The 22,079-nt window shown below is 71.6% G+C and carries 22 protein-coding genes, 1 tRNA gene and 2 pseudogenes; 15 read left to right on the top strand and 10 right to left on the bottom strand.

The annotated features are described in order from the left end of the window. The first annotated feature begins 42 nt into the window (after positions 1-42). From GRC12_RS06090 to GRC12_RS06100, 3 genes are all read left to right on the top strand, one after another. Positions 43-300, top strand: a complete 258-nt coding sequence (locus tag GRC12_RS06090; RefSeq protein ID WP_208778033.1) for a type B 50S ribosomal protein L31 — start codon at positions 43-45, stop codon at positions 298-300. Between the two features lie 34 nt (positions 301-334). Next, complete coding sequence (ykgO, locus tag GRC12_RS06095) at positions 335-457, top strand: type B 50S ribosomal protein L36 (RefSeq protein ID WP_133048039.1); 123 nt, start codon at positions 335-337, stop codon at positions 455-457. Between the two features lie 86 nt (positions 458-543). Beyond that, the gene (locus GRC12_RS06100; RefSeq protein WP_208778034.1) at positions 544-1,290 is read left to right on the top strand and encodes a cobalt-precorrin-6A reductase; all 747 of its coding nucleotides are present in this window, start codon (positions 544-546) and stop codon (positions 1,288-1,290) included. Here GRC12_RS06100 and GRC12_RS06105 read toward each other — a convergent pair. The 3 genes from GRC12_RS06105 to GRC12_RS06115 all read right to left on the bottom strand — a co-directional run bounded on the left by GRC12_RS06105 (position 1,277) and on the right by GRC12_RS06115 (position 3,482). Next, complete coding sequence (locus tag GRC12_RS06105; protein ID WP_208778035.1) at positions 1,277-1,762, bottom strand: hypothetical protein; 486 nt, start codon at positions 1,760-1,762, stop codon at positions 1,277-1,279. The two genes, GRC12_RS06100 and GRC12_RS06105, sit on opposite strands and share 14 nt — an antisense overlap. Positions 1,763-1,874: 112 nt before the next feature. Further along, positions 1,875-2,651 (bottom strand): precorrin-6A synthase (deacetylating), encoded by a 777-nt coding sequence (cobF, locus tag GRC12_RS06110; protein WP_208778036.1) that lies wholly within the window; start codon positions 2,649-2,651, stop codon positions 1,875-1,877. Positions 2,652-2,963: 312 nt separating this feature from the next. Continuing rightward, a complete protein-coding gene (locus GRC12_RS06115; RefSeq protein ID WP_208778037.1) occupies positions 2,964-3,482 on the bottom strand; it encodes a DUF309 domain-containing protein in 519 nt (172 codons plus the stop codon). 101 nt (positions 3,483-3,583) lie between these two features. On the opposite strand from GRC12_RS06115, the gene GRC12_RS06120 reads away from it, so the two are divergent. Then, positions 3,584-3,660, top strand: a tRNA-Pro gene (locus GRC12_RS06120). A gap of 345 nt (positions 3,661-4,005) precedes the next feature. On the opposite strand, the pseudogene GRC12_RS46880 reads toward GRC12_RS06120, so the two are convergent. Further along, a pseudogene (locus GRC12_RS46880) lies at positions 4,006-4,452 on the bottom strand (hypothetical protein); the annotation flags it as partial. Beyond that, positions 4,397-5,086 (bottom strand): annotated as a pseudogene (locus tag GRC12_RS46885) (site-specific integrase); the annotation flags it as partial. The pseudogenes GRC12_RS46880 and GRC12_RS46885, both read right to left, overlap by 56 nt. A gap of 331 nt (positions 5,087-5,417) precedes the next feature. Here GRC12_RS46885 and GRC12_RS06130 point away from each other — a divergent pair. Together GRC12_RS06130 and GRC12_RS06135 are read left to right on the top strand one after the other, a co-directional pair. Next, positions 5,418-5,636, top strand: coding sequence for a hypothetical protein (locus tag GRC12_RS06130; protein WP_208778039.1), 219 nt, complete (start codon positions 5,418-5,420; stop codon positions 5,634-5,636). Beyond that, positions 5,623-6,033 carry a type II toxin-antitoxin system VapC family toxin gene (locus tag GRC12_RS06135; RefSeq protein WP_208778040.1) on the top strand — a complete coding sequence of 137 codons (411 nt, stop codon included), beginning with the start codon at positions 5,623-5,625 and terminating at the stop codon, positions 6,031-6,033. The genes GRC12_RS06130 and GRC12_RS06135 overlap by 14 nt, the downstream gene beginning before the upstream one ends. Before the next feature lie 44 nt (positions 6,034-6,077). On the opposite strand, the gene GRC12_RS06140 is transcribed toward GRC12_RS06135, so the two are convergent. Further along, a complete protein-coding gene (locus GRC12_RS06140) occupies positions 6,078-7,208 on the bottom strand; it encodes a hypothetical protein (RefSeq protein ID WP_208778041.1) in 1,131 nt (376 codons plus the stop codon). Positions 7,209-7,299: 91 nt separating this feature from the next. Next, positions 7,300-7,698: a hypothetical protein gene (locus tag GRC12_RS06145; protein WP_208778042.1), complete on the bottom strand. Its 399-nt coding sequence runs from the start codon at positions 7,696-7,698 to the stop codon at positions 7,300-7,302. 155 nt (positions 7,699-7,853) lie between these two features. Between GRC12_RS06145 and GRC12_RS06150 the strand changes: the two genes are divergently transcribed. Further along, positions 7,854-8,558, top strand: a complete 705-nt coding sequence (locus GRC12_RS06150) for a UPF0158 family protein (protein WP_208778043.1) — start codon at positions 7,854-7,856, stop codon at positions 8,556-8,558. A gap of 11 nt (positions 8,559-8,569) precedes the next feature. On the opposite strand, the gene GRC12_RS06155 is transcribed toward GRC12_RS06150, so the two are convergent. Next, positions 8,570-8,884, bottom strand: coding sequence for a calcium-binding protein (locus tag GRC12_RS06155; protein WP_208778044.1), 315 nt, complete (start codon positions 8,882-8,884; stop codon positions 8,570-8,572). 872 nt (positions 8,885-9,756) lie between these two features. On the opposite strand from GRC12_RS06155, the gene GRC12_RS06160 reads away from it, so the two are divergent. Both GRC12_RS06160 and GRC12_RS06165 read left to right on the top strand, forming a co-directional pair. Continuing rightward, on the top strand, positions 9,757-10,098 hold the full coding sequence (locus tag GRC12_RS06160) for a hypothetical protein (protein WP_133048034.1): 342 nt from the start codon (positions 9,757-9,759) through the stop codon (positions 10,096-10,098). Between the two features lie 146 nt (positions 10,099-10,244). Next, complete coding sequence (locus GRC12_RS06165) at positions 10,245-11,024, top strand: enoyl-CoA hydratase-related protein (RefSeq protein WP_208778045.1); 780 nt, start codon at positions 10,245-10,247, stop codon at positions 11,022-11,024. A 50-nt stretch (positions 11,025-11,074) separates the two neighbouring features. On the opposite strand, the gene GRC12_RS06170 is transcribed toward GRC12_RS06165, so the two are convergent. Then, positions 11,075-11,782, bottom strand: a complete 708-nt coding sequence (locus GRC12_RS06170) for a TetR/AcrR family transcriptional regulator (RefSeq protein WP_208778046.1) — start codon at positions 11,780-11,782, stop codon at positions 11,075-11,077. A gap of 204 nt (positions 11,783-11,986) precedes the next feature. Between GRC12_RS06170 and GRC12_RS06175 the strand changes: the two genes are divergently transcribed. From GRC12_RS06175 to GRC12_RS06185, 3 genes are all read left to right on the top strand, one after another. Next, positions 11,987-13,039, top strand: a complete 1,053-nt coding sequence (locus GRC12_RS06175) for a phosphotransferase family protein (protein ID WP_208778047.1) — start codon at positions 11,987-11,989, stop codon at positions 13,037-13,039. Between the two features lie 114 nt (positions 13,040-13,153). Next, a complete protein-coding gene (locus tag GRC12_RS46655; RefSeq protein WP_208778048.1) occupies positions 13,154-14,251 on the top strand; it encodes a GNAT family N-acetyltransferase in 1,098 nt (365 codons plus the stop codon). A gap of 1 nt (position 14,252) precedes the next feature. Further along, positions 14,253-17,093, top strand: coding sequence for an HAD hydrolase family protein (locus GRC12_RS06185; RefSeq protein ID WP_208778049.1), 2,841 nt, complete (start codon positions 14,253-14,255; stop codon positions 17,091-17,093). 108 nt (positions 17,094-17,201) lie between these two features. Here the strand turns inward: GRC12_RS06185 and GRC12_RS06190 are convergent, their stop codons facing one another. Continuing rightward, positions 17,202-18,533 carry a lipopolysaccharide biosynthesis protein gene (locus tag GRC12_RS06190; RefSeq protein ID WP_208778050.1) on the bottom strand — a complete coding sequence of 444 codons (1,332 nt, stop codon included), beginning with the start codon at positions 18,531-18,533 and terminating at the stop codon, positions 17,202-17,204. Between the two features lie 370 nt (positions 18,534-18,903). Between GRC12_RS06190 and GRC12_RS06195 the strand changes: the two genes are divergently transcribed. Genes GRC12_RS06195 through GRC12_RS06205 form a run of 3 tightly spaced genes read left to right on the top strand, consistent with a single transcriptional unit; the run spans position 18,904 to position 21,955 of the window. Next, positions 18,904-20,604 carry a glycosyltransferase gene (locus GRC12_RS06195; protein ID WP_308286485.1) on the top strand — a complete coding sequence of 567 codons (1,701 nt, stop codon included), beginning with the start codon at positions 18,904-18,906 and terminating at the stop codon, positions 20,602-20,604. Then, positions 20,601-21,140, top strand: coding sequence for a hypothetical protein (locus tag GRC12_RS06200; protein WP_208778052.1), 540 nt, complete (start codon positions 20,601-20,603; stop codon positions 21,138-21,140). The genes GRC12_RS06195 and GRC12_RS06200 overlap by 4 nt, the downstream gene beginning before the upstream one ends. A gap of 2 nt (positions 21,141-21,142) precedes the next feature. Next, entirely contained in the window at positions 21,143-21,955 is an 813-nt protein-coding gene (locus tag GRC12_RS06205; RefSeq protein ID WP_208778053.1) for a glycoside hydrolase family 16 protein, read from the top strand. The last annotated feature ends 124 nt before the right edge of the window (positions 21,956-22,079 follow it).

Raw genomic sequence — 22,079 nt, forward strand, 5'->3', positions numbered from 1 at the left:
GGCCCGCACCGTCGGGCCCGCGGTTCCCGAGGAGGTAACCCCGTGAAGCCCCGCAATCCCGACTCCCGGCTCGTGGTCTTCCGCGACCGCGCCGCGGACGCCGCGTTCCTGACCCGTTCCACCGCCGACTCGTCCCGGACGATCGAGTGGGAGGACGGCAACACCTACCCCCTGATCGACGTCGAGATCTCGTCGGCGTCCCACCCCTTCTACACCGGCAGGGCGCGCGTCCTGGACAGCGCCGGCCGAGTCGAACGCTTCGAGCGCCGCTACGGCCGTACCGCCGCGGCCCGCGCCTGACGCGCCCGACGAGCGACACGAGGAGGACAGCCCCATGAAGGTGCGCAAGTCCCTGCGTTCCCTGAAGGCCAGGCCCGGCGCCCAGGTGGTGCGCCGACGCGGTGTGGTCTACGTGATCAACAAGAAGGAGCCGCGCTTCAAGGCCCGCCAGGGCTGACGCGGATCTCCCGCACAGGACGGCCGTCCGGCACCAGCGCCGGGCGGCCGTTCCGCGTCCCCCGCCCGTCTCGTACGCTGCCTCCCATGTCCCCCCACGTCCTCGTCCTGGGCGGCACCACCGAGGCCCGCGAACTGGCCGCCGTCCTCGCGGCACGGCCCGGCGTACGCGTCACCACCTCGCTCGCCGGGCGGGTGAGCCGGCCGGGCGCCCTGGCCGGGGATGTACGGGTCGGCGGGTTCGGCGGGGCCGAGGGGCTCGCCGAGTGGCTGCGCGAGCAGCGGGTGGACGCGCTGGTCGACGCCACGCACCCGTTCGCCGGGACGATCACAGCGAACGCCGCGCGGGCCGCGGCGGCCACCGGAGTGCCCGCCGTCGTGCTGCGCCGACCCGGCTGGCGGGCCGCCCCCGGCGACCACTGGCACCCCGTCCCGTCCCTGGCCGCCGCCGCCGGCCTGCTGCCCCGCCTCGGCTGCCGGATCTTCCTGACCACCGGACGTCTGGGCCTCGCGGCCTTCGCGCACCTGGGCGACCTGCACTTCGTCGTACGCTCGGTGGAACCGCCCGAGCCGCCCCTGCCGCCGCACACCGAAGTACTGCTGGGGCGCGGCCCGTTCACCGTGGCCGACGAGACCAGGCTCCTGCGCGAGTACCTGATCGACGTCCTGGTCACGAAGGACAGCGGGGGAGCGGCGACGGCGGCGAAACTCACGGCCGCCCGCGACCTCGCGCTGCCCGTCGTGGTCGTACGACGCCCCCCGCTGCCGGACGGCGTCACTCCCGTGCCCGACGTGGCCGCGGCCCTCGACCGGCTGGACCTCAGCCTGTCGTGACGGACGCCCGCATACGGTCGATCGTGCGCAGCACCTCGGCGCGGTTCTTGGCGCTCTTGATCCAGGTGGGAAGCCGCGCGACCAGCGTCATCTTCCTTCCGGTGTCGTCCCAGGGCGGTCGTTCCCGCAGGTCGGCGGCGACGAACCGCCGGATGAGGTCGAGGTGTTCGAGGTTGTACGCCCACAGCTCACCGTGCCTGGTGCCGGCCCGCAGCCACAGCGGCGGCCGGTGGCAGGCTCGGCTCGCGCGCGCCGCCGGGCAGGCGGGGCCGGTGTCGATCCGGCTCAGACCACAGGACCGGCAGACCAGACGCCGCTCCGGGTACCTCACCCCACGGGCGTCGGGCGTGCGGCCCGGCCGCCGCTCGAAGTGGGCGACGCGGTCGCAGCGCGGGCAGCGGACGAGCAGCGACGCGCTGAAGTCGTACACCGTGCTGCGCGAGTCGCGGAACCGAACGGGTGAAGCGGACATGCGCCGAGTATGACCACCGCCGCGTCCGCGCGGCACATGGTTTTCCGGTGCCGCCGGGCGCCCGGCGGCGGGCGGCGGTGTCCGACGTCAAACTCAGCTCCTGCTGCCCCGCCTAACGCTTCCCGGGATGTCTGCGCAACAGATACGTGTCCATGATCCAGCCCTTGCGCTCCCGGGCCTCGGCGCGCAGCCGCTCGATGCGCGGTGCGGCCTCGGCGATCGGGCCGGAGGCCAGGATCTCGTCGGGGGTGCCTATGTAGGCGCCCCAGTAGATGTCGATGTCCTGGTCCGCGTATTGCCGGAAGGTCTGATGGGCGTCCAGCATCACCACCACGTCGTCCACCCCCTCCGGGAAACCCTCGGCGAGCCGCCGCCCCGTGGTGATCTGGACGGGCCGGGCGACCCGGTTGAGCCCGGTCCGGTGCCGGGCGACCAGCGCCGAGACGCTGCTGATGCCGGGCACGACGTCGAACGCGAAATCGACCGCGCCCCGCTCCAGCACCTCCTCGAGGATCCCGATCGTGCTGTCGTACAGCGCGGGATCCCCCCACACGAGGAACGCCCCCGTCTCCTCCTCGCCCAGCTCCTCGGCGATCAGCCGCTCGTAGATGCCGGCCCGGGCGCTGCGCCAGTCGCCGACGGCGGGGGAGTAGGCCGCGCCGCCCGCCGTACGGTCCCGGTCCGGGTCCCGCGCCTCGACCACCCGGTACGACGTCCCGTCCGGCAGGTGCGCCTCCAGCATGTCCCGGCGCAGCCGCGTCAGGTCGCTCTTCACCTCGCCCTTGTCCAGGACGAAGAACACGTCCGTGTCACGCAGCGCCCGGACCGCCTGCAGGGTCAGCTGGTCGGGGTCGCCCGCGCCGATACCGATGACATGAATCTTTCGCACGCCCCGAGTCTGCCGCACACCACTGACAACGGGGACACCGCCTCCGCCCCGTGACCAGGAGATACGACGCCCTGCCACGGGCCGGCTCCGAGGCCGGGGCGGTTTTTCGCGGGTCGTCTCCTGGATCCGGGGTTGGCTGTTCTCGGGTCAGCCGTGAAGCCGGGGCCGGTCGTTCCCGGGGCATCCCCGAGGTCGGGACCGGTCGTTCCCGGGGCATCCGCGAGGTCGGGGCTGGTCGTTCCCGGGGCATCCCCGAGGTCGGGACCGGTCGTTCCCGGGGCAGCCGCGAAGCGGAGGTCGGCCGTTCGCGGGTCAGCCGCGGAGCCGGGGTGATCGCGCCGCCGCGTCGATGACCTCGCCGCCCTGCTCGACGGCCTCCGCCAGCTCCCGGGCCCAGTCCGCCAGAGACGCCAGATCCATCCCGTACGGCACCGGCTGCCCCGCGACCGCCGCCCACTCCTCCACGGCCTCGGCGCCGCGCCGCAGCAGCCGAGGACCGCCCGTGAGGTTGCCCCGGGCGGAGTGGGTGAGCCCGACGGCGAGCTGCGCGAGCCCCCGCCACAGCTGCCGTTCCTCCTGAGGCCCCGACTTCCAGGCGTCCTCGAACACCTCGTGCGCGTGGAACGGCTTCCCCGCGTCCAGTAGCTCCTGCGCCTCGGCGACGGTCTGCGACGGAGTCCGTACGACCCCCTCCGGCTGTCGCTCCACCCCGGCCGCGCCGTACGGCAGGGGCCGCCCCAGCCCGTCCCGCGGCCGGGCGTTGCGGGCCCGGCCCTCCCCGTCCCGGTCCCGTCCCGTCATCGACCGCCCTGCGGATGCGCTGCTGCCCATACGCCGATTGTGCCGCGCCCCCACGGCCCGCTTCGGGGCCGCCCCCGTCGTGGGGTAAAGTGCTGTTCGCGTGATCACGCGGTTCACCGCGCGGCACGCACCGGGACGTGGCGCAGCTTGGTAGCGCACTTGACTGGGGGTCAAGGGGTCGCAGGTTCAAATCCTGTCGTCCCGACCAGCTTTGATGCAGGTCGGAGGCCGTTCTCTCGCTCACGGGAGGGCGGCCTTTCGCGTTCCTGGAGGGCTGGTGGTCGCACTGTGGTCGCAGGCCGGATCTGGGGCCGGTCCGCGGCGGCGCAGAAGCCGGGCGGGACGGGGGGCGGAGCCGGTTGAGGGCTTCGCGGAGCCGTTGGATGTGGTCGCGTGGTGATCGCAGCTGCTTGGGCCGGGCCTGCCGGTCTGCTCTCTGTTCGGCCCGGGTGAGGGTGTGCTCGATGGTGTCGACGGCTTCGCGGGCGGCTTGCCGGGTGAGGTGGCTGTAGATGTTGGCCGTGGTCGACAGGGTGGAGTGGCGCAGGGTCTTGGAGACCACGGTGAGGGGGACGCCGGCGGTGATGGTGAGGGTGGCGACCAGGTGCCGCAGATCGTGCACGGTCACCCGGGGCACGTCGGCTTCGTCGGACAGTTGCCGGAGCCGGCCCAGGACGGAGTGCGGCCGCAGCGGCCGACCATCGGGCCGGCAGAAGACCAGCCCGACGAACGGATCGCCGGGGCAGCTGTGGGTGCGATCCGTGGACCGGGCTCGGCGTCGGAGGGCGGACGCGACGCGGGGTGATGGCCACCCAGTTCCTGCTGGAGCGGGTCTTGGGCGGGGTGATGACGAGGTGGTTGTTGTCGATCGCGGAGAGTGTGCAGCGTACGTAGAGAACGCCCTCGCGTAGGTGGACGTCGTCCCAGTGCAGGCCGAGGGCCTCGCCCTTGCGCAGGCCGGTGCCGATGAGGAACTCGAAGAGGTCGGCCATGTCCGGATCGGCGTGGTGGCAGTGCCGGAGGAAGCGGACCGCCTCGTCGGCGGTCCAGATCCGGCGCTCCGGCGCGGGCGGCCGCCGCAGGGCCGGTGGGCTGGCGGGGTTGTGGGCGAGGCGTTGCTGGCGGACCGCATCCCCCAGCGCGCTGGACAGGGTGGCGAGGCACCGGTAGAGGGTGGTGCGGCCGCGGCCGGCGGCGAGCTGGCTGGTCACGAAGGCGCTGATGTGCCGGTGCCTGAGCTCGTCCAGCTTCAGGCTGCCGAAGGCGGGGGCGAGATCGTTGTGCACGTAGTCGCGGTAGCGGGCCATCGTGGTCGGCTTGAGCACCAGCGTCTTCGCTGTCAGCCAGGTGTGCAGGTAGTCGGCGACGGTCTGGTTCGGGTCGGCGTTGAACCCGCCCGCCTCGCCCTCCAGGAACGTCCGCAGGGCGGCCTCGGCGGCGTCGTGGCTCGTGAAGCCGCCTCGCCGGACAGTGGTCCAGTGGCGGGCTGGGGCGGGAACGTCGACCGCGAACGTCCACGTCCCGTGGTGAGTGTCGGTGAGCAGGCGGGAGCAGCGGGCTCCGAGCTGGCGGCGGTGGGTGTCTCGGCAGCCGCACCTGCGGTAGACGCGGCCGCGGTCGACGGTGGTGCGCATGAGGATCGCCTCCCGGAGGCGGAGGAAGGGCCGACACCTTCAGCCTCGTGCGACCGCATGCGACCACTCCGCCCGGCATGCCTGCAATGACCAGCACGTTTCCCTTGTCTGCGCGCCAAGGGCGGCGGCTCGGAACGATGGAGTGACCCGCACTCGGGTACCCGCAGATCTTTCATCCGCTTGGCGGTGCGATCAGGAAAAATGGCCGCGGCCTGTGATCAGCTGCGGCGGCACCCGACTCGGATGATCAATCTGGAGCCTGCTGACATGGTCATGGGCTCCGGACACCAACGCTATCGTGGACGTACGGCGCGGTGGAGAGGAAGCGGCCATGACCTCGGCGTACGACTACAGGGAACTTCACGAGCTCATCGATCGCCTGGAGCCCGAGCAGGCGGAGGAGCTGCGTCGTCACGCTCTGCGTCTGGTGAAACCCGCGTCCAGTCGGTTCCGGATACTGCGGAGTTTCGATGGCCCGGCGACCGATCTCGGCGCCCGGGCGAAGGACATCGCGCGGGCGGAGATCGGCGAGGACGATGCTGATCGTTGACACCGGACCGCTTGTCGCCTTCCTCAACCGCAACGACCCCGATCACGAGGAGTGCGTCGAGCTGCTGGAGTCATACGACGGCGACCTGCTGGTCACTCCGTATGTGCTGACCGAATGCTGTTATCTGGTCGGGAAGTATCTGGGTGCCGAGGCCGAAGTCAACCTGGTGGAGTCCGTGGTCGGCGGTGATCTCGTACAGGTGTTTCCCGATGCGCGGGACATGGCCCGGATCGCTGAGCTGATGCACCGCTACCGTGGATTCCCCCTGGGCGTGGCGGACGCTTCAGTGGTTGCGGTCGCCGAACGGCTGAAGCTGACGGATGTCGCGACGCTCGACCACCGGCATTTCCGGGCGCTCGTGCCCGAGCACGTTCCTGCGTTCACACTGCTTCCCTGAGGAGTTCTGCCCGGGCTTCCTCGACCCCGCGGCAGTTGGGGGCGTTACCGGAGACCGTGGCCGTCGAGGCGGTGGATGAGCCCGGGGCGGCGCTGGTAGTCGTCGCGCAGGCGGGTCAGGCGCCGGTCGAAGTCGGCGTCCCGTCCGGTGTGGGCGTAGGCGTCGCGCAGTTCCGCGAGGAGAGCGACGGCCTGGTCGTAGGCAGTGCTCTTCTTGGTGGCGATGTGCGCCTCGATCCGCTGCCAGGCGGACTCGGCCTCGCGTGCGAGGGCGGTCAGGTGCCGGGCGCGGGCTTCGGCTCGTTCGTGTTCGGCGTGCTGTCGGCGTTCGGTGCGCAGGGTGTGGGCGGCGTCCAGAAGGCGGGCGGCGGACCGGCGCCCGGGGATCGCGGTGGGGGCGGTGGTGCCGCGCAGGCGGTGCAGGAGTTCGGTGCGCAGCTGCGGTTCGGGGCCGAGGGCGAGCCGCAGGAGCAGGGCGTCTTTCTCCTTCTCCGGGAGGGCGGCGATCAGTGGCGCGAGTTCCTTCTTCGTGGGTTTGGCCGACTTCCTCGGGCTCGGTGGGCTGGCCTGGGCCGCGGCCGCGAGCAGATCGGCGTCCACACGCAGGAAGTCCGCGAGTGCCCTTTGCGGGGCGGTCAATTCGCCGAGGCCAGCCGGGACGGGTGGTTCGGGGCAGGACAAGTACTCCTCTTCGTCGTCGTCCTCGAGTTCCCAGGCGGCGAGCGCGGAGAGCCAGGCGAGGTAGAGGGGTCGCAGGTCGCCGGTGGCGAGTTCGTCGCGTACGCCGATGAGGGCGGCCAGTGAGTCGTCGGCGCCCTCGATCCAGTCGCCCCCTTCGTCCTCGCTGGTGAGGTCGAGCAGGAGGTGGGTGCGGGTCGTCCAGGCGTCGATGTGGTGGTCGAGGCAGTACGGCTTCACCGTGGGCAGGGCCAGGGTCTGCTTGGGCAGGCGGAGCATCAGGCGGTGGGTGCCCCAGTTGGTGACGTACAGGTGGGCGTCGAAGTAGCGCTCGACCATGCGGCGCGGATTGGCGCTGAGGTCACCCCAGTTGTAGGTGTTGGTGAAGCTGGTGGCGGTGATCCGGGCCCGGCTGGAGACGGCCCGCAACTGGTCCTGCTCCTCGCGGTTGAGCGGCCGGTCGAGGGCCTGGAACTCGTAGTACTGGTACTCACTCACACCGCGGACCCTAGCGCCGCCGCTGGTGGGTGGGCTCGGACGGATAGCGGGCAAGGCGGCGGGAGCTGACCGGACGTCATACTCAAGCGCCCTAGGGTGAGCCGAAGCGGGCGATTCCGGGGAGGCGTGGACCATGGGCGGCAATGTGGATCGAGCGGGCCATGACTCCGGCGCGTAGGCGCCGTCTTCGCATGCCCTCCAGCGACTGCTTCCACACCTTGGCACACGCTCGGGCGACGACCTTCGGATCACGCGCCGCGCCTCCGGCCAGCTCGGCCGCATCGAGCCCGTCCGCCGCAAGACGCTCCCGTGGATCCTGCAGATGGCTCCGCAACGGCGCCAGATACGCCCCGCGCATCACCCCGCCCGACCGGTCTCGCGGGAGGCGCTCATCGAGGGTGTCCCAGTCGCCGCCGCACCCCACCACGCACACCACGGCGACCCACACAACCCAGTACGACCACCCGCCCGACGGCGCCGGACGAGCCACGGCTCCGGGCCTAACGTCGGCGGCCAACGCCTGGAAGGGGACCTGTCTGCCGTGCTCACCAGCGCATGTCGCACCGGAGACGATGGCGCTCGCAGCGCGCCATGGGGGCCCCTGGTCGAGCACAGCCGAGAACTTGGGGTAGTAGCCTCGCGGGCATGACCGAGGCATGGACCGACCACGGGCTGAAGGCACTCCGCCTCGCGTGTCACACCGCCGACGGCCCGTCCCTGCTCGCCCTGCTGCATATGCATGACCCCGCCGGCGTGCTGCAACAGTGTGGGGACGCACTCACCGCAGCCGTTTCCCGGGCCGTGCCCGGCGCTCAGGAGACAGCGACCGCGTGTGCCACCACCCTGCGCGAACGGCGCTGGCCCGGCGACGAGGTCCTCGCCCGGCAACTCGACACGGCGGGCGGCGGTGCCGACTGCGTGCTGCGGCCGCTGTCGGTCGACCTGGAGGAACTCTCCGGTCTGCTCGAAGGCGACCCGGCCTGGGGCGGTGGCCGCATCCACCTGGACACCGCCGAGTGCCGACCCGCCCTCGCGGACACTGAGGAGTCGTGGGACGAGGAGGAACCGGAAGACACCGAGCGGTGGCTGCATGTGCCGTGCGAGGGGGCGCGGGATGCCTACCGCGACATGGAGGACTTCATCGCCACCCTCGACGACCAGGACCTCGTCCGCTACCTCGGCATCGCGATCCAGGGCCCAGGGGCGTTCCGCCGCTTCAAGGACATGCTGGCCACGTCACCGGCGCAGCTGCAGCGGTACTGGCTGTTCTCCGCGGAACGGCAGTACGGCCGGGCCCGGGCCTGGCTCGCCGATCAGGGCTACCGGCCGGCGCCGCCGACCGGCCACTGACCCGGGCGTCCTTACGGTCCCCAGTGCCGGTAGGCCTCGATCCACTCGGCCCCCTCGGGTGCCGGATCCGGCAACAGAAGGTCGAGAATGCCGATCGCCTGCCGGTGCCTGCCTCGCGTGCAGACCGCCACGATCTGGCTCCCGGGCAGCAGGTCCACCTTCTTCACGGTGACCTCGACCCCGAGAACGACCGTCTTGAACGGGACGACCAGATGCTCTGCGAGCATCGTGTAGAGGCCGGTGAGCTGCTCCTCGTCGTCGTAGGCGTCCACGGTGGCCTGCTCGACCAGCGCATCGAGGTCCGCGTCACTCAGCTGTCCGTCCACAGGAACACGGTACCGACGGAGCGCGCAGCTCCCCTCGCTCGGTCAACCACCGGCCGCTCCACCCTGAGCCACGACGGTCGTTTCTCCCGCCCCAAGGGCCAGCTTGCTGCCTGACAGGGCGTACCGACTCCCCAGCACCCACCGCGGATTGGCGCAGAGCGGGCCGCCGACTGCACGGGCTGATGAGGCACAGGTTCTCCGCTCGCGGTGGGTACCGAAAGCTGCCGGGCCCCATGGCCCTTGAGTAGGAGACCAGCCATGCTTCGGTACACCTGATAATCCATCAGTTCTTTGCGAGCGCGTGTGGGGGAGCGGCGCCAGGCCGCAATGAAGCAATCGGCCACGGACGCTCAGAGCACAAGGGCCGTTCCAGTCCGCTGACTTGCCTGCTCTCGGCTGAGGCGTGACGACGGAAGCGTTCGCCGTGGCTCTCATCGACCAGGGGAAGAGGTTCTGGAGGCGGCGAGGCTGCTTGGCGGGGGTCTGAAAACACAGACTCCTTAACTCGGCCGAGTACGCTGAACACTGACCTCGAAGAACGACCTGTCGCACGCCGCTCGGCGACCACCCAACTGGGGGTCAAGGGGTCGCAGGTTCAAATCCTGTCGTCCCGACCAGCTCTTACGCGGGTCGGAGGCCGTTTCCTCACCATGAGGAAGCGGCCTTCTTCATGCCGCCGCTCACCCCCTCATGTCACATTCCCGGGCCCCGCCGCGTCTGTCTGGTGCAGGACCCCGTCCTCTGGCTTCCGTGCGGTATCCGCGGGACGCTTTGGTCATGAGCGGTGTGGCTCAGGGCTCCGGCGCGCGCCGGGCGGGTGAGGAGGCCGCGGCATGATCATGTGGAGTTCACGTTTCCGTCGGGGGTACACCATGGACGCACGTGAGGAGGCCGCTCGTGGCCTGGGCGACATCGAGACCTTTCTGTACCGCGAGGCTCATGTGGGAGCGGCGCAGCGGCGCGTGGCGGACTTCACCGCACGGACCGAGGGGCTGACGCCGGAGCAGAAGCGCGACATCGAGCGGTGGTATCTCGCCGAGCAGACGTACGTCGCCCGCATGGTCACCGATCACATCGCCGAGCGTGTCCAGGCGGTGGAGGCGCAGCACCACGTCCGGATCCGGCAGTGGCTGCGTGGCACCCTCATCGCGATGGTCCTCATCACCGTGGCCATGATCGCCTGCGTGGCGGTGGTACTGGCGTCGCGGGGCTGAGCGGACCACGACCTTCGCCGGGCCCGGGGACGCCGGTTCGCCCCAGGGCCCCGGTCGACCGGAGACCCTCCCGCAACCTGACTCTGTCATTGACAGCCAGCTTCGGCCCGGGCTAGCTTCGTTGAACAGAGCCAGAGGGAGGCGACGTGACTCCAGACCGCTGCGTCCGGACGGGCGGCCCACCCGTCACGAAGTCCACCGGCGCCATCCGGGTCGACCGAACCGGGGCGCTGGTCAGGATCACCATCGACCGCCCCGAGGCGGGCAACGCCCTGACGCTGGCGATGTACCGGGCCCTGGCCGACGCCGTCGCCGAGGCGGACGCCGACCCCGGCGTACGCGTCGTCGTCCTGACCGGCGCCGGCGAGGACTTCTGCTGCGGCAGCGACCTCGACGACCTCGCCGCCGACCAGGAGACGGCGCTCGGCCTGCGCTCACCGCTCGTCGAGTTCCACAAGGCCGTCCTGCGCAGCGACACCGTCCTCGTCGCCGCCGTGGACGGGGCCGTCGTAGGAAGCGCCGCCACGGCCCTGCTCCACTTCGACCTCGTCTACGCCACGCGCCGCAGCCACCTGAAGTACCCGTTCGTCGCCCAGGGTCTGGTCCCGGACGGCGCCGGCACCCTGCTGCTCCCACAGCGCCTCGGCCCCCAGCGCGCCGCCCAACTCCTGCTGCTGGGCGAGCGCGTGTCCGCCGCGCAGGCGGCCCGGCTCGGCCTGGTCACGGAGGTCGTGGAGGACCGAGAGCACCTGCACACGCGCGTGGCGGAGCAGCTGACCACCCTCCTCGCCGCCCCGGCGGCGTCCCTGAGGGCGACACGGGCGCTGCTGCGGCCCGCCGACAGGGACGCGGTGCTGCAGATGGCGGCGGAGGGGGCGACGTCGGCGCGGCTGTTCGCGAGCGTGGCCCGTGATGGGCGCGCCTAGGGTGACCTGACGCGACCTGACCTGACTCGCCCAGCCCAACCCAGCCCTGCTCAGGCGGTCCCGGTGAAACGGTCGAGCAGTGCGTCCAGCCCGGCCGCCAGCCCCTCCGCTCCACCCGGCTCGATGAGGGTGGGCGCGGCTTCCCGCAGGCCGGGCAGTTCCTGGGGCGGCATGCGATGCAGCCCCAGACGGAAGGCGGGATCGGGTTCGTCCGGGTTGTCGATCACCGGCCGGAGCTCCACGGAGACGTAGCCGAGCAGCCAGGCGGTGAAGGCGCGGAAGGCGTTGGCCGTACGGGCCTCGTCCAGCCCGGCCTCCTTGAGCAGCCTGAGCACCCGCTCGTGGTCCTTCAGCACGGCCAGCGGCCGCCGGGCGAGCGGGACGGCCAGCATGCGCGTGGTCAGCAGCGGGACCACCTGGGGATGGGCGAGGCAGACGTCGTACGTCGCCCGGGCGACGCGATGGAGGCCGGCCCGCCAGTCGACCGCCTCGGTCTCGGCGGCCAGCCGCTCCTCCAGCTCCAGGTAGAGGGCCTCCACCAGACCGTCCAGCAGACCGTCCTTGCCTTCCGCGTACCGGTAGAGGGCCATCGCCTCCACGCCGAGTTCCGCGCCCAGCCGTCGCATGCTCAGCGCCGACAGCCCCTCGCGGTCCACCAGCGCCAGCGCGCTGGCCAGCACGCGCTCCCGGCTCAGCCGACCGTAGCGACCACGGTCGCTCGCGCGGCGTGCCTGGCCTGTTCCAGAGTCGCGTGCCATGCGTGCCTCCTCACCCGTGACCAGGAGGCCACTCGTCCGTATACAGCGTAAATGCGCCCGCCGCCGGCACACGCGACGCGGGGCGATCGCGCGTGTCGTGGGCTGGTGGGCGACGGCCGACAGAACGACTGGCTCGGCGTCGCGAACGCGACGACAATGGACATACACGACGTTCACGGACTGTCTGGCTGAGAGGAGAGCCGGATGGGTCTTGCAGCGGAGCTGCGCGGGTTCCTGCCGATCCAGTCCGCCGGTCTGCTGACCCGTCCCGTCGACCTCGTCATCGCCCGTCGGCTGGCGGATTCTCTCCGCGCCGACGGTGCGGCCTACGGCCGTCCGCGCGGGCCGCGAAGGACGCTCTCCGATCTCCTGGTGTTCCGTCTCGACGGCGCGGCGCAACCGCCCGTCCTGGTCAAGCACCCCCGCAGCCCCCGAGCGGCCGTGTCGCTGGCCGGCGAATGCGAGGTCGTACGGCGACTGGCCCACGAGGAAAGCCTCGGAGCATGGCGGCGGCTGTTGCCCGTGGTGGAGGAGTGCCGGCTGGAGGGACCCCTGCCGCTGGTGGTGGAGAGCTGGCTCCCCGGCGTCGAGGGCGACACGCTGCTGCAGCGCTCACCCCGGTTGGCCCGGTCGGTCACCGTGTCCGCGCTCGACGCGATTCGCGAGTTGCACCGGGCCACCGGACGGAGGGAGGAGGTCACTTCCCGGGTGGGGGACTGGGTCGAGCCACGACTGTCCGTCCTCGCCGAGGAGGTCCGCTGGTGCCGCCGAGGCCAGGGCGCGGAAGCCATGACGGTGCTGCGCGACCGTCTGGTGCGCGGGCTGGCCGGGCGCAAACTGCTGGTGGCGTGGACGCACGGTGACTTCCACCCAGGAAACGTGCTGGTGACCCGGCGGCATGGAGAGCTGTGCGGGGTGATCGACTGGGCCGGGGCCCTCCCGGACGGCCCGTCGGTGCTCGACCAGCACACCTTCGTCCTGACCATGAGGCATCAGCTCGAAGGGCGTCAGTTCGGGCAGGTCGTCGCCGATGTGGTGCGCCGCGCTTCGCTCCTTCCGGAAGACCGGCGCGTGCTGGCCGAGGCGGGGGCTCTCGCCGCCGACCCCGAGGGCGAGACCGCGTTCACGTTGCTGACCTGGCTGTGGCACGTCGCGGGGAACGTGGCGAAATCTGCCCGCTACGGGCGCAGCCGACGGTGGGTCGCCGACAACGTCGTGCCGGTGCTCAGCGAGGTGGGGGCGGGCGGGGTGCCGTGAGATGTCCGAGATGCCCCGTCTTTCCCTCGCCCCTAAAATCGATGGGTAAACAGGCGCGGGCCTTCGCCCCCGTAAGTCGTGCTTGCGGTACCCGTGCCCCTGCAGGAGAAGCCTGTGAACGCACCTGTGAACGCACCCGCTGAACTCCTGATCGACAGCGCCGCGGGTCCCGCGCGCGTCACCACCCCCGCACCGCGCGAGGTCTGGTGGGAACTCGCGTCACTGGACGTGGACACGCACGTCACCCAGACCCCGACCTGGCTGGACTGCCTGTGTGCCACGGGGCCGTACCAGGAGGCCAGCCGACTGTACGAGTTCGAGGACGGCAGCCGGATGGTGCTCCCGCTGGTCAGAAGGAGGCGGCGCCCGCAGTGGCTGGGCGCGGAGGAGTCCTGGCCGGCCGAATGGGGGATCGGAGGGCCGTTGGCCCCCGGGGGCGTCGGCCCGGCGAAGGCGCAGGCGCTCTTCGACGACCTGGCCGGGCGCCACGCGCTCCGGGTCGGCGTGCGGTTTCGGCCGGGGGACACGGAGGTGTGGGAGAAGGCCGCCCCGGCTGGCTTCCGGCCGGAGTCCCACATGACGCAGGTGGTGTGTCTCGACGGCGGTTTCGGCACCGTGTGGGAGTCCCGGTTCCACACACGGGTGCGGCGCGACGTCCGCCGGGCCGAGAAGTCGGATGTCGAGGTCGAGGTCGACCGCGCCGGCCGACTGGTTCCGGTCTTCCACGAGTTGTACGAGAAGTCGATCGAGCGGTGGGCCGTGCAGCAGCACGAGCCGCTCACGCTGGCCCGATGGCGCAGGAGGAGAGCCTTCCCCAGCCAGCGGCTGGCGGCCGTGGCCACCGGGTTCGGCGAAGCATGCTCAATCTGGGTCGCCTGGTACGCCGGCCGGCCCGCCGCGGCGATCGTCGTGCTGCGGCACGGCCGTCACGCCAAGCTCTGGCGCGCGGCCATGGACCGTGAGCTGGCCCATCCTGTCCGTGCCACGTCGCTGCTCAACCGGCTGGCGATCGAGGAAGCGTGTCTGGCCGACTGCGGCAGCTACGACATGGGCGAGTCCTCCCCGGGTTCCTCACTGGCCCATTTCAAGGAGGGCTTCGGAGCGGACACCTGCGCCTCCCCTCGCTACGTCCGTGAGCGGCTGCCCGTCTCCGCGGCCGAGCGCGCGCTGCGGACGGTCGTCAAACGCGCCATCCGGTTCAAGGACGCCTGACATGTCCCGCCCCCCACTGGACGCGGGAGGCGAAACCCCTCCCCGGCAGGCGGTTTCCGACCTCTATGCCGATGTGACCGAACTGCATCGCGGACTCCTAAAGGCCGCATGCCGCGGCGATCCGCTGGACGCCTTCCTGTTCGCCGCCGGCCTCACCCAGGTCTGTGAGGATCGTCTGGCCGGTACCTCCTGGCTGCTCAGTCGAGCCGCGTCGGAACTCGACGGGACTGCCGCCGGAAAGGTGCTGCGGCTCGCCCTGAACGGCGCGGTGACCGCCGCCGACCTGTCGCCCGCCACACGCCGGCTGCGGCAGTGGCTGGCTGTCACGCGTCGGCTGACGGACGCTCTGGCCGATGCCGTCACTGCCGGGCCCGCCGCCGCGACCGAGGGCGACCCGCGGGCGTTCTCCGGGCGGGTCGGCGCGCTGCTGGAGCGTCTGGGCACCGAGGTGCCGCCGTCCAGTACCGCACTGCTCAAACGTAGCGTCCTGCGTCCCCCCTCCTGCTTCCGCAGTTTCGACCAGCATCCCCGCGACGTCGTCGAACTCGCCACCCGCTTCACCGACCGGTACCCGGACCGCGGCACGCGGATCGTGGTGATCGGCCTGCGTACGTCGGGCAGCTATCTGGCGCCGCTCGCCGGGGCCGCCCTGCGCGCCGACGGGTACGCGCACGTCACGGTCCGCACCACACGGCCCGGCGGAGCCTCGTCGCGCGCGGACATCGCGGTCCTGCGCTCAGCGGTGCGTGACGGCACGCTGGCCGTGCTGATCGACGATCCGCCGTCCACCGGCGGCAGCCTGGTGACCGTGGCACGCGGGCTGTCGCGGGCGGGCCTGCCCGCGGAGCGGGTGGTGATGCTCTACGCCGCCTTCGCCGACCGGCCGTCCCCGGCGCTCCTGACCCGGTTTCCCAGTGTCGTGCTGCCGCCGGACGACTGGCACATCCGCGACCGTCTGCGGGAGCAGGGCCTGCGCCGCAGTCTGGCGGTACTGCTGCCGGACCACGATGTGCTTGGCCTGTCGGCCGACGAGCCGGGGCTGCCGTCTCGCTGGTCCCACGTCGAGGTGCCGTTCATCGTGCGGACACGCTCCGCCACCGGGGACGCAGAGCTGCGCCTGGTCGCGCAGGGAGCGGGGACCGGCTACCTCGGCCGCCACGCGCTGTCGGTCGCCGAGGCCCTCGACGGACTGGTGCCCCGGGTCCACGGATTCCACGACGGAGTGCTTCTGAGTGAACGGCCGGCCGAGGAACCGGGCTCGCGTCCGGACCTCGCCCGCACACGGCAGGTTCCGGCCGCTGACGTCGTCCGCTACGTCGTCCAGCGCCGGGCCCGTGTGCCACTCGCGGCCGACCGTAGCGTGCTGCTGAGGGGGTGTCAGCCGGTCTGGGAGGCCGGCGCCCGGCTGTTCGCCGACCGCTGCGGCCGGCTGGCGGCACCGCTGCGGCCACTGCTGATCGACCCCTTGCTGCGCGACCTGCTGCGCACCTCGTCCGCCTCGCTGGTAGACGGCCACATGGCGTTCGGACGGTGGTGCCCCGACCCCGGCGGATGGACCAAGGCCGACTTCGACGACGGCTGCTTCAGCCATCTGGACCTCGCCGCCTACGACGCGGCCTACGACCTGGCGGGTGCGGCGCAGGCCCTGCCGCCGCTCGCCGACCAGATGCACTCCGCCTACGAACGGCTGACCGGCAGCCGGATCCCGGCCGCCCGGTGGTGTGTCTACCAGGCCGTCCACGGCTGGAACGCCGAGCGGCTCGGCCGCTCCGGTGCCCGCACCGGCGTGGACGAGGCCACCGCCCGGCGGGCACGGTCGCGCGCGGTCCAGGAGTATCTGGCCGCCCTCTATCTGCGGGACCTCGAGGTGCCCGACGCCGGTCTCGAACCGCCGTCGGCGCACGGGGCGTGGTGCGTGCTGGACGTGGATGGCGTTCTGGAGACGGACCTTTGCGGTGCCCCGGCACCCGCACCCGCCGGGATGCTCGCCGTGCGGGCGCTGCGCGCCCATGGGTACCGGGTGCTGCTCGCCACGGGACGACCGGTACCGGAGGTGCGCGACCGCTGCCGTACGTACGGTCTGCCCGGTGGCGTCGCCGAGTACGGCGCCGTCGTCTACGACACCGAACGCGACAGCGTGACCCCGGTCCTGACCGGTCCCGATCCCTCCGCGCTGGCCGGTCTGCTGTCGGAACTGCCGTCCGTGACGCTGGACCCGCAATACCGGCGGTGCGTGCGGGCCTGCCGAGGCAGCGGAGCGGACCGCACGGCGCTGGACGACGCGACCGTGCGCGAGGTGACCGGCCGTCCGGAAGCCGCCGGCTTCACCGTGGTGCAAGGTGAGATGCAGACCGACTTCGTTCCCGCGGGCGTCGACAAGGCCACCGGCGTCGCGACGCTACTGCGGACCCTCGGCGCCCCCGCCGGGACACGACCCGCGCTGGCCGTGGGTGACAGTGCCACCGACATTCCACTGCTGCACTGGGCGCGCGACGGCCTTGCCCCGGGCAACGCCGCCCCGGCGGTACGTGCGGCGGGGCTCACCGTGCTGCGCCGGCCCTGCCAGGCGGGGCTGGCCGACGCGGTGGGGCGACTCCTGGGACACCGCCCCGGCGGCTGCCCCCGGTGCCGCCCTCCCTCGCTGTCCCTCGGTGATACGGCCCTGACGGCGCTGTTGGCGGTGCCCGAGGCGGGCCGGGCGGGCCTGCCCGTCCGGCTGGCCCGCCTTGCACGGGCACGGGCGGCCGTGGCCTGGTACTTCTCCGCGGGCACGGTGGGCTCACCCCTCACAGCGGACAGCGGACACGCCTCGCCGCTCCACGCCCTGAGCAGGCCCGGGTGACGACAGGACGGAGCCGAGGCGCATCCCCTCACCGAGTACCGGCTGGAGCGGACGCCGCTGACCCGGTTGCGGGGACGGCCGCGGCCGGTTGGCCCGCCCGGGCGCCGGTCAGGCGGCGTCGCGGTTCTGGGCGGCCTGTGGTGCCGACCGGCCCACGGGTAGCCACAGCGGCTTCCGCCACCACAACAGCACGGCCATGAAGGTCTGCCCGATGAGCCATCCCGCTCCGACTCCCGCGATCCCCAGCACTGGCATCAGCACCAGGGACAGACCGGTGGACAGCGAGCAGACCACGGCCAGAATGCCCATCAGCACACCGAGCCGACGCTGGGCCCGGGAGGCGCTGACGGCGACAGTCACGACCAGATTCGGGATGGCCGAGAGAGCCACCAGGCGGAGCAGCCCCGACCCGTTGCGCGCGTAGTCCGGCCCGAACACCCGCAGCAGGAGCGGCGCCGCCAGACAGAGCACCGCGCTGCCCGCCACCAGGAGCATCCCGGTGTGCCGCAGTACCTTGTGGCACTGCTTGAGCAGTTGAGCCGGGTCGTTCGCCGCCTCCACAATGAGCGACTCGCCCATGCTGGTGTTCAACTGGTACAGGGAGAATCCCGCGAGCCAGGCCAGTGAGAAGAACGCCGTCTGGTCCGGGCCGAGCCGGTTGAGGACGAGGACCGGGAGCAGGGCGGTCGCGCCGAGCCAGCACAGCGCGGCGACGTAGTCCGCCATGACGTAGGCGCCCGTGGGCCTGCTGGCGTCGGCCCGCTCGTCCAGCGCGGTCATAGCGTGCCGGGGAAAGGCCCGCGCATACAGGAACCCGTTGGTGATGGTGACGGCGACGGCGACGGCGAGTGTCCACGACAGAAGAATCCCGCTCGACGGCAGGACGACGGCCAGCACCGCCACGAGCACGATCTTCACCACGGAGAACACGGCGTTCTCCAGCACCACCCAGTCCGTGCGCCGAAGTCCGGTCAGCACTCCGTCCTGGATGACGAAGACCGCGTACGCCGCGCTGGCCAGCACGAAGCACGGCCCCAGCAGCGGGTCATGGAGGAATCGCAGCCCCGGGGAGAGAACCGGCTGCAACAGCAGGAAAGCCCCCGCGAGCAGCACGGTCGTGGCACAGGCCGCCAGATAGGCCATGGTGACCAACCGCCGGGTGCGACCCGCCGCCGTGGGGACGAACCGCAGCAGCACGTTGGTCAGGTTGAGCTGGCCCACCCCGGCGAGCAGCATCATCGCCGACACCGCCGAGTAGTTGCGGCCCACCGTGTCGGCGTCGTAGTTCCGGGCGGCGAACGCCCAGTAGCCCGCCCCCAGTGCGCCGGTCAGCACCGAGTTGAAGGTCAGCACATGGCCGTTGCGCAGCAACTGATCCTTGGACTGCGGCCCCGCCGCCCCGTCGGCACCCCGCAGGCGTCTGCCCAGGCCCGAACTCATCGGGCGCGCCCGTCGGTGGCTGCTGTCCGCGTCTGCCGTGACTCCATGCGGCGCCTACGCATCGTCGTGCTTCCGGGCTTCGTTCCGCTCAGCCTAAGTCGGAAGCGACCGGGCGGCGACCGGAGCGGTGACGGCGCGAACCGCCACGAACTGCCGGTCGCGGCGAATGAAAGTAACGTGATGTCCAGCCGTTTTTCGGCACACATGTTCCAGCCGCTCTGCGGGAGGCATCCGCATGGGCAGGTACCCGACGCAGACGAGCGGCCATCGAACGGGGCCGCGTACCAAGGCCGGCGCCCGACGGTCCGGTCCGTCCGATCCGCCCACGGCGCGGCGGCTGGGGAGGCCGTACCCCACGCGCCAGGTGTGGGTGCGGGTAGCCCTGCCCGTCTCGCTCGGCCTGTGGCTCGCCTCCCTGCGCGGTGTGGACCTCAGCCGCATGAAGGATCTGGGGCTGCTGCAGGTGCTGCCCGTGGTGTTCTGGGTCGCCCTCGGTCTGCTCGCCCTCGGCTTCAGCACGGCGCTCTCCGACCGGCGGACGCCCAACGGCTGGTTCGCGGGCTACGTCCTGGGGCTGATCGCGGTCATCCACGCCACCCCCTCGCTGCTCTATCCGACCCTGCGCTACGGCTGGGCCTGGAAGCATGTCGCGATCGTCGACGCGGTGATCAGGAACGGCGGTACGGTTCCCAACGCCGGCAAGCTCGAGCTCTACAACCAGTGGCCCGGCTTCTTCCAGCTCAACGCGTTCTTCCTCCAAGCGACGGGCCTGGACTCGGCGCTCGGTTACGCGGCCTGGACCCCTCCGGTCTTCAACGCGCTGCTGCTCGCCCCCCTGCTGCTGGTCTACCGGGCGGTGACGCGGGACAGACGGCTGATCTGGGCGGCCGCGTGGATCTACTACTCGTGCTCTTGGGTGGGACAGGACTACTTCGCTCCCCAGGCGTTCGCGTTCCTGCTCTTCGTGACGCTGATCGCCCTGGTCATGGCGCAGCTGCCCTCCTCGGCGCGCCGGCTCCCCGCCGCCACGCCCATCGGCTGGACCGTCGGCAGGTTGGCCGTCGTGCTGCTGATCGAGGGCGTGATCATCTGCTCGCACCCCCTCACACCCCTGATGATGATCAGCGCACTGGTCGCGCTGTCCCTTCCGCGCCGCAACCGGCGTGTGGTGCTGCCGGTCGCGGCCGGCGCGGTGTTGCTGACGGCGGTGTGGGACACCACCGTCGCCAGACCCTATGTCTCCGCCAATCTGCCTCAGTTCCTCGGCGCGCTGGTGCAGCCCGACGCCAACGTGGTGTCCGGACTGGCCCAGTTGGGTACCGCGGCGCCGGGCCAGGTGGAGGTGTCCTGGGTCGACCGCGGGCTGTCCGCGGCGGTCCTCCTGCTGGCGGCCGTCGCCTTCCTGAGTCGCCGGTGGACCCGTCGTACCGGTCTGCCGCTTCTCGTCCTGGCCCCCCTGCCGCTCCTGGTCGCCAACGCCTACGGCGGCGAGATGATCTTCCGCGCCTACCTGTTCGCGCTGCCCGCCGCCGCCCTCCTCGTCGCCGCGCTGTTCTTCCCGTGGGACCGCAGGCCGCTGCTGCGCGTTCTCGCCGTCACTCCGGTGCTGCTGGCCCTGCTCGGCGGCCTGCTCTTCGGCTATTACGGCAAGGAGGCGGCGAACTACTTCACCAAGGACGAGGTCTCCGCCGGCCGGTTCGTCACGTCCACTCGTCCCGGGTCCCTGATCGTCTCCGTGACGTCTGCCGTTCCGGGTCTGGACGCCTACTACGACAAGCACCCCCATGTTCAGCTCGACGAGCAGGAACTCGGCGACCGGCAGCGGCTGGCCCGGAATCCGCTGGCCGGCGTGGAGCCCTTCCTGGCGCACACCACCGCCGCGAAGCCTGCCTACATCGTGCTGAGCAGGGCGCAGGCCGCCGAGTGCTATCTGAACGGGACGCTGCCCGCCGACACCGTGCAACGGCTCGAGTCCCAGATCACGAAGGCGCCCGGCTACACGACCGTCTTCCGCAACAAGGACGCCGTGGTCTACCGCTACGAGAACCCGGGCGGGGGAGGAGAACGATGACCCTGCTCCGCACCGGCCCCTCGCCGCGCTGGGCCCTTCCGCTCCGATGCGGCCTCGCGCTGTCCGGTTGGCTGGCCGTGGCCGCGAGCGGACTTCCGGCCGGAAGCGTCCTGCGCGCCTTGGTGGTAACGCTGTTTCTGCTGGTCTGCCCCGGGCTGGCGGCCAGTCGGTGGGCGCGACCGCCGGCGGGGCGCGAGACCGGTCGGACGCCCATGCTGGAGACGGCCGTCCTGTCCTTGGTGGTCAGCCTCGCTCTGGCGGTCGTGGTCGTCGTGCCCTTCTATCTGGGCGGGGTCTTCACGACCCTCCGGGCCCTGGCGACGCTGGCCTTCGTCACCTCGGCGCTGGCCCTGCTGCCCGTGCCGCGCGGCCCCGGGCGCGCCCGGGCCTCGCGGCGGAATCCGGCTCACGATCCCTCGGTGCCGTCGGCCGACCCGTCCCGGCCGGCTCCGCCAGAGGGAGCGCCTTCGGACCCCGGCCCGTCCAGCGACAGCCGGGCCACGGGGCGGCCGGCGCATCCCGGCGACCGGCGATAGACATGCGGGTCGGCCGGGTCCGGCGGGCGCTCGCCGTCGCCGCGCTGCTGGTGGCGACGGCCTGCGGCCACGGTGGTACGAGCAGGCCTCCGCCCGCGCCGGGTCACTGGAAGCTGATCTTTCACGACGAGTTCGACGGTTCGTCCCTCGACACCCGCCGCTGGGCCACCTGCTACGACTGGAACCGTGACGGCTGCACCAACAGCAGCAACCACGAGGAGCAGTGGTACCTGCCCGGTCAGGTCACCGTGGGCAACGGCGCTCTCTCCCTGACCGCTGTCCGTCGCCCCACCCGGGGCAGCGACGGCAAGACCTATCCGTGGACCTCCGGCATGATCTCGACCGGCCGTGACCACTGGGACGGCCGCCCCCGCAGGACCTTCACCTACGGATACTTCGAGTCCGCCGTCAGGATTCCTTCCCAGGCGGGTATGTTCCCGGCCTTCTGGATGATGCCCGCGTCCCGGCACACGCCGCCCGAGCTGGATGTCATGGAGTTCCTGGGAAGTACCCGGCAGGTCCTGATGTCCACTCACTGGCGGGGCGGGGACGGCGCGCGCCGCACGGAGCGGGGGACCTATGGCCCGGAGGACTTCCCCGCCGACTATCACGTGTTCGCGCTGTTGTGGACCAGGCATGAGCTGACCTGGTTCGTGGACGGCGTCGCACGGCTCAGGGTGACCGACCCCGAGCGGGTCCCGCACGTCCCGATGGAAGTGCTGGTCGATCTGGCGGTCGGGCTTCCGCACTCGCCGCCGCCCTCGGTGCGGGAGGCCCGCATGACGGTCGACTGGGTGCGGGTCTGGCAGCAGTGACCGGCCGAGTCGGCCCCGCGACGCCCAGGACCGCGGCACCCGAGGAATTACCGACGGACGCACTTGACGCAATACCCAAACCGGTACGAAGGTGGAAATATACGGCGTAAGCATATGGCGTAGT

It is taken from the genome of Streptomyces griseorubiginosus, from assembly GCF_017614965.1.
Taxonomy (GTDB): domain Bacteria; phylum Actinomycetota; class Actinomycetes; order Streptomycetales; family Streptomycetaceae; genus Streptomyces; species Streptomyces griseorubiginosus_B.

Excerpts from the sequence above, each read along its gene's own strand:
- GRC12_RS06170 (WP_208778046.1), bottom strand. The coding sequence starts at position 11,782 with ATGGCACGCGACTCTGGAACAGGCCAGGCACGCCGCGCGAGCGACCGT.
- GRC12_RS06160 (WP_133048034.1), top strand. The coding sequence starts at position 9,757 with ATGGACGCACGTGAGGAGGCCGCTCGTGGCCTGGGCGACATCGAGACC.
- ykgO (WP_133048039.1), top strand. The coding sequence starts at position 335 with ATGAAGGTGCGCAAGTCCCTGCGTTCCCTGAAGGCCAGGCCCGGCGCC.
- GRC12_RS06115 (WP_208778037.1), bottom strand. The coding sequence starts at position 3,482 with ATGGGCAGCAGCGCATCCGCAGGGCGGTCGATGACGGGACGGGACCGG.
- GRC12_RS06135 (WP_208778040.1), top strand. The coding sequence starts at position 5,623 with ATGCTGATCGTTGACACCGGACCGCTTGTCGCCTTCCTCAACCGCAAC.
- GRC12_RS06105 (WP_208778035.1), bottom strand. The coding sequence starts at position 1,762 with ATGTCCGCTTCACCCGTTCGGTTCCGCGACTCGCGCAGCACGGTGTAC.
- GRC12_RS06100 (WP_208778034.1), top strand. The coding sequence starts at position 544 with ATGTCCCCCCACGTCCTCGTCCTGGGCGGCACCACCGAGGCCCGCGAA.
- GRC12_RS06185 (WP_208778049.1), top strand. The coding sequence starts at position 14,253 with ATGTCCCGCCCCCCACTGGACGCGGGAGGCGAAACCCCTCCCCGGCAG.
- GRC12_RS06200 (WP_208778052.1), top strand. The coding sequence starts at position 20,601 with ATGACCCTGCTCCGCACCGGCCCCTCGCCGCGCTGGGCCCTTCCGCTC.
- GRC12_RS06150 (WP_208778043.1), top strand. The coding sequence starts at position 7,854 with ATGACCGAGGCATGGACCGACCACGGGCTGAAGGCACTCCGCCTCGCG.
- GRC12_RS06205 (WP_208778053.1), top strand. The coding sequence starts at position 21,143 with ATGCGGGTCGGCCGGGTCCGGCGGGCGCTCGCCGTCGCCGCGCTGCTG.
- GRC12_RS06175 (WP_208778047.1), top strand. The coding sequence starts at position 11,987 with ATGGGTCTTGCAGCGGAGCTGCGCGGGTTCCTGCCGATCCAGTCCGCC.
- GRC12_RS06130 (WP_208778039.1), top strand. The coding sequence starts at position 5,418 with ATGACCTCGGCGTACGACTACAGGGAACTTCACGAGCTCATCGATCGC.
- GRC12_RS06190 (WP_208778050.1), bottom strand. The coding sequence starts at position 18,533 with ATGAGTTCGGGCCTGGGCAGACGCCTGCGGGGTGCCGACGGGGCGGCG.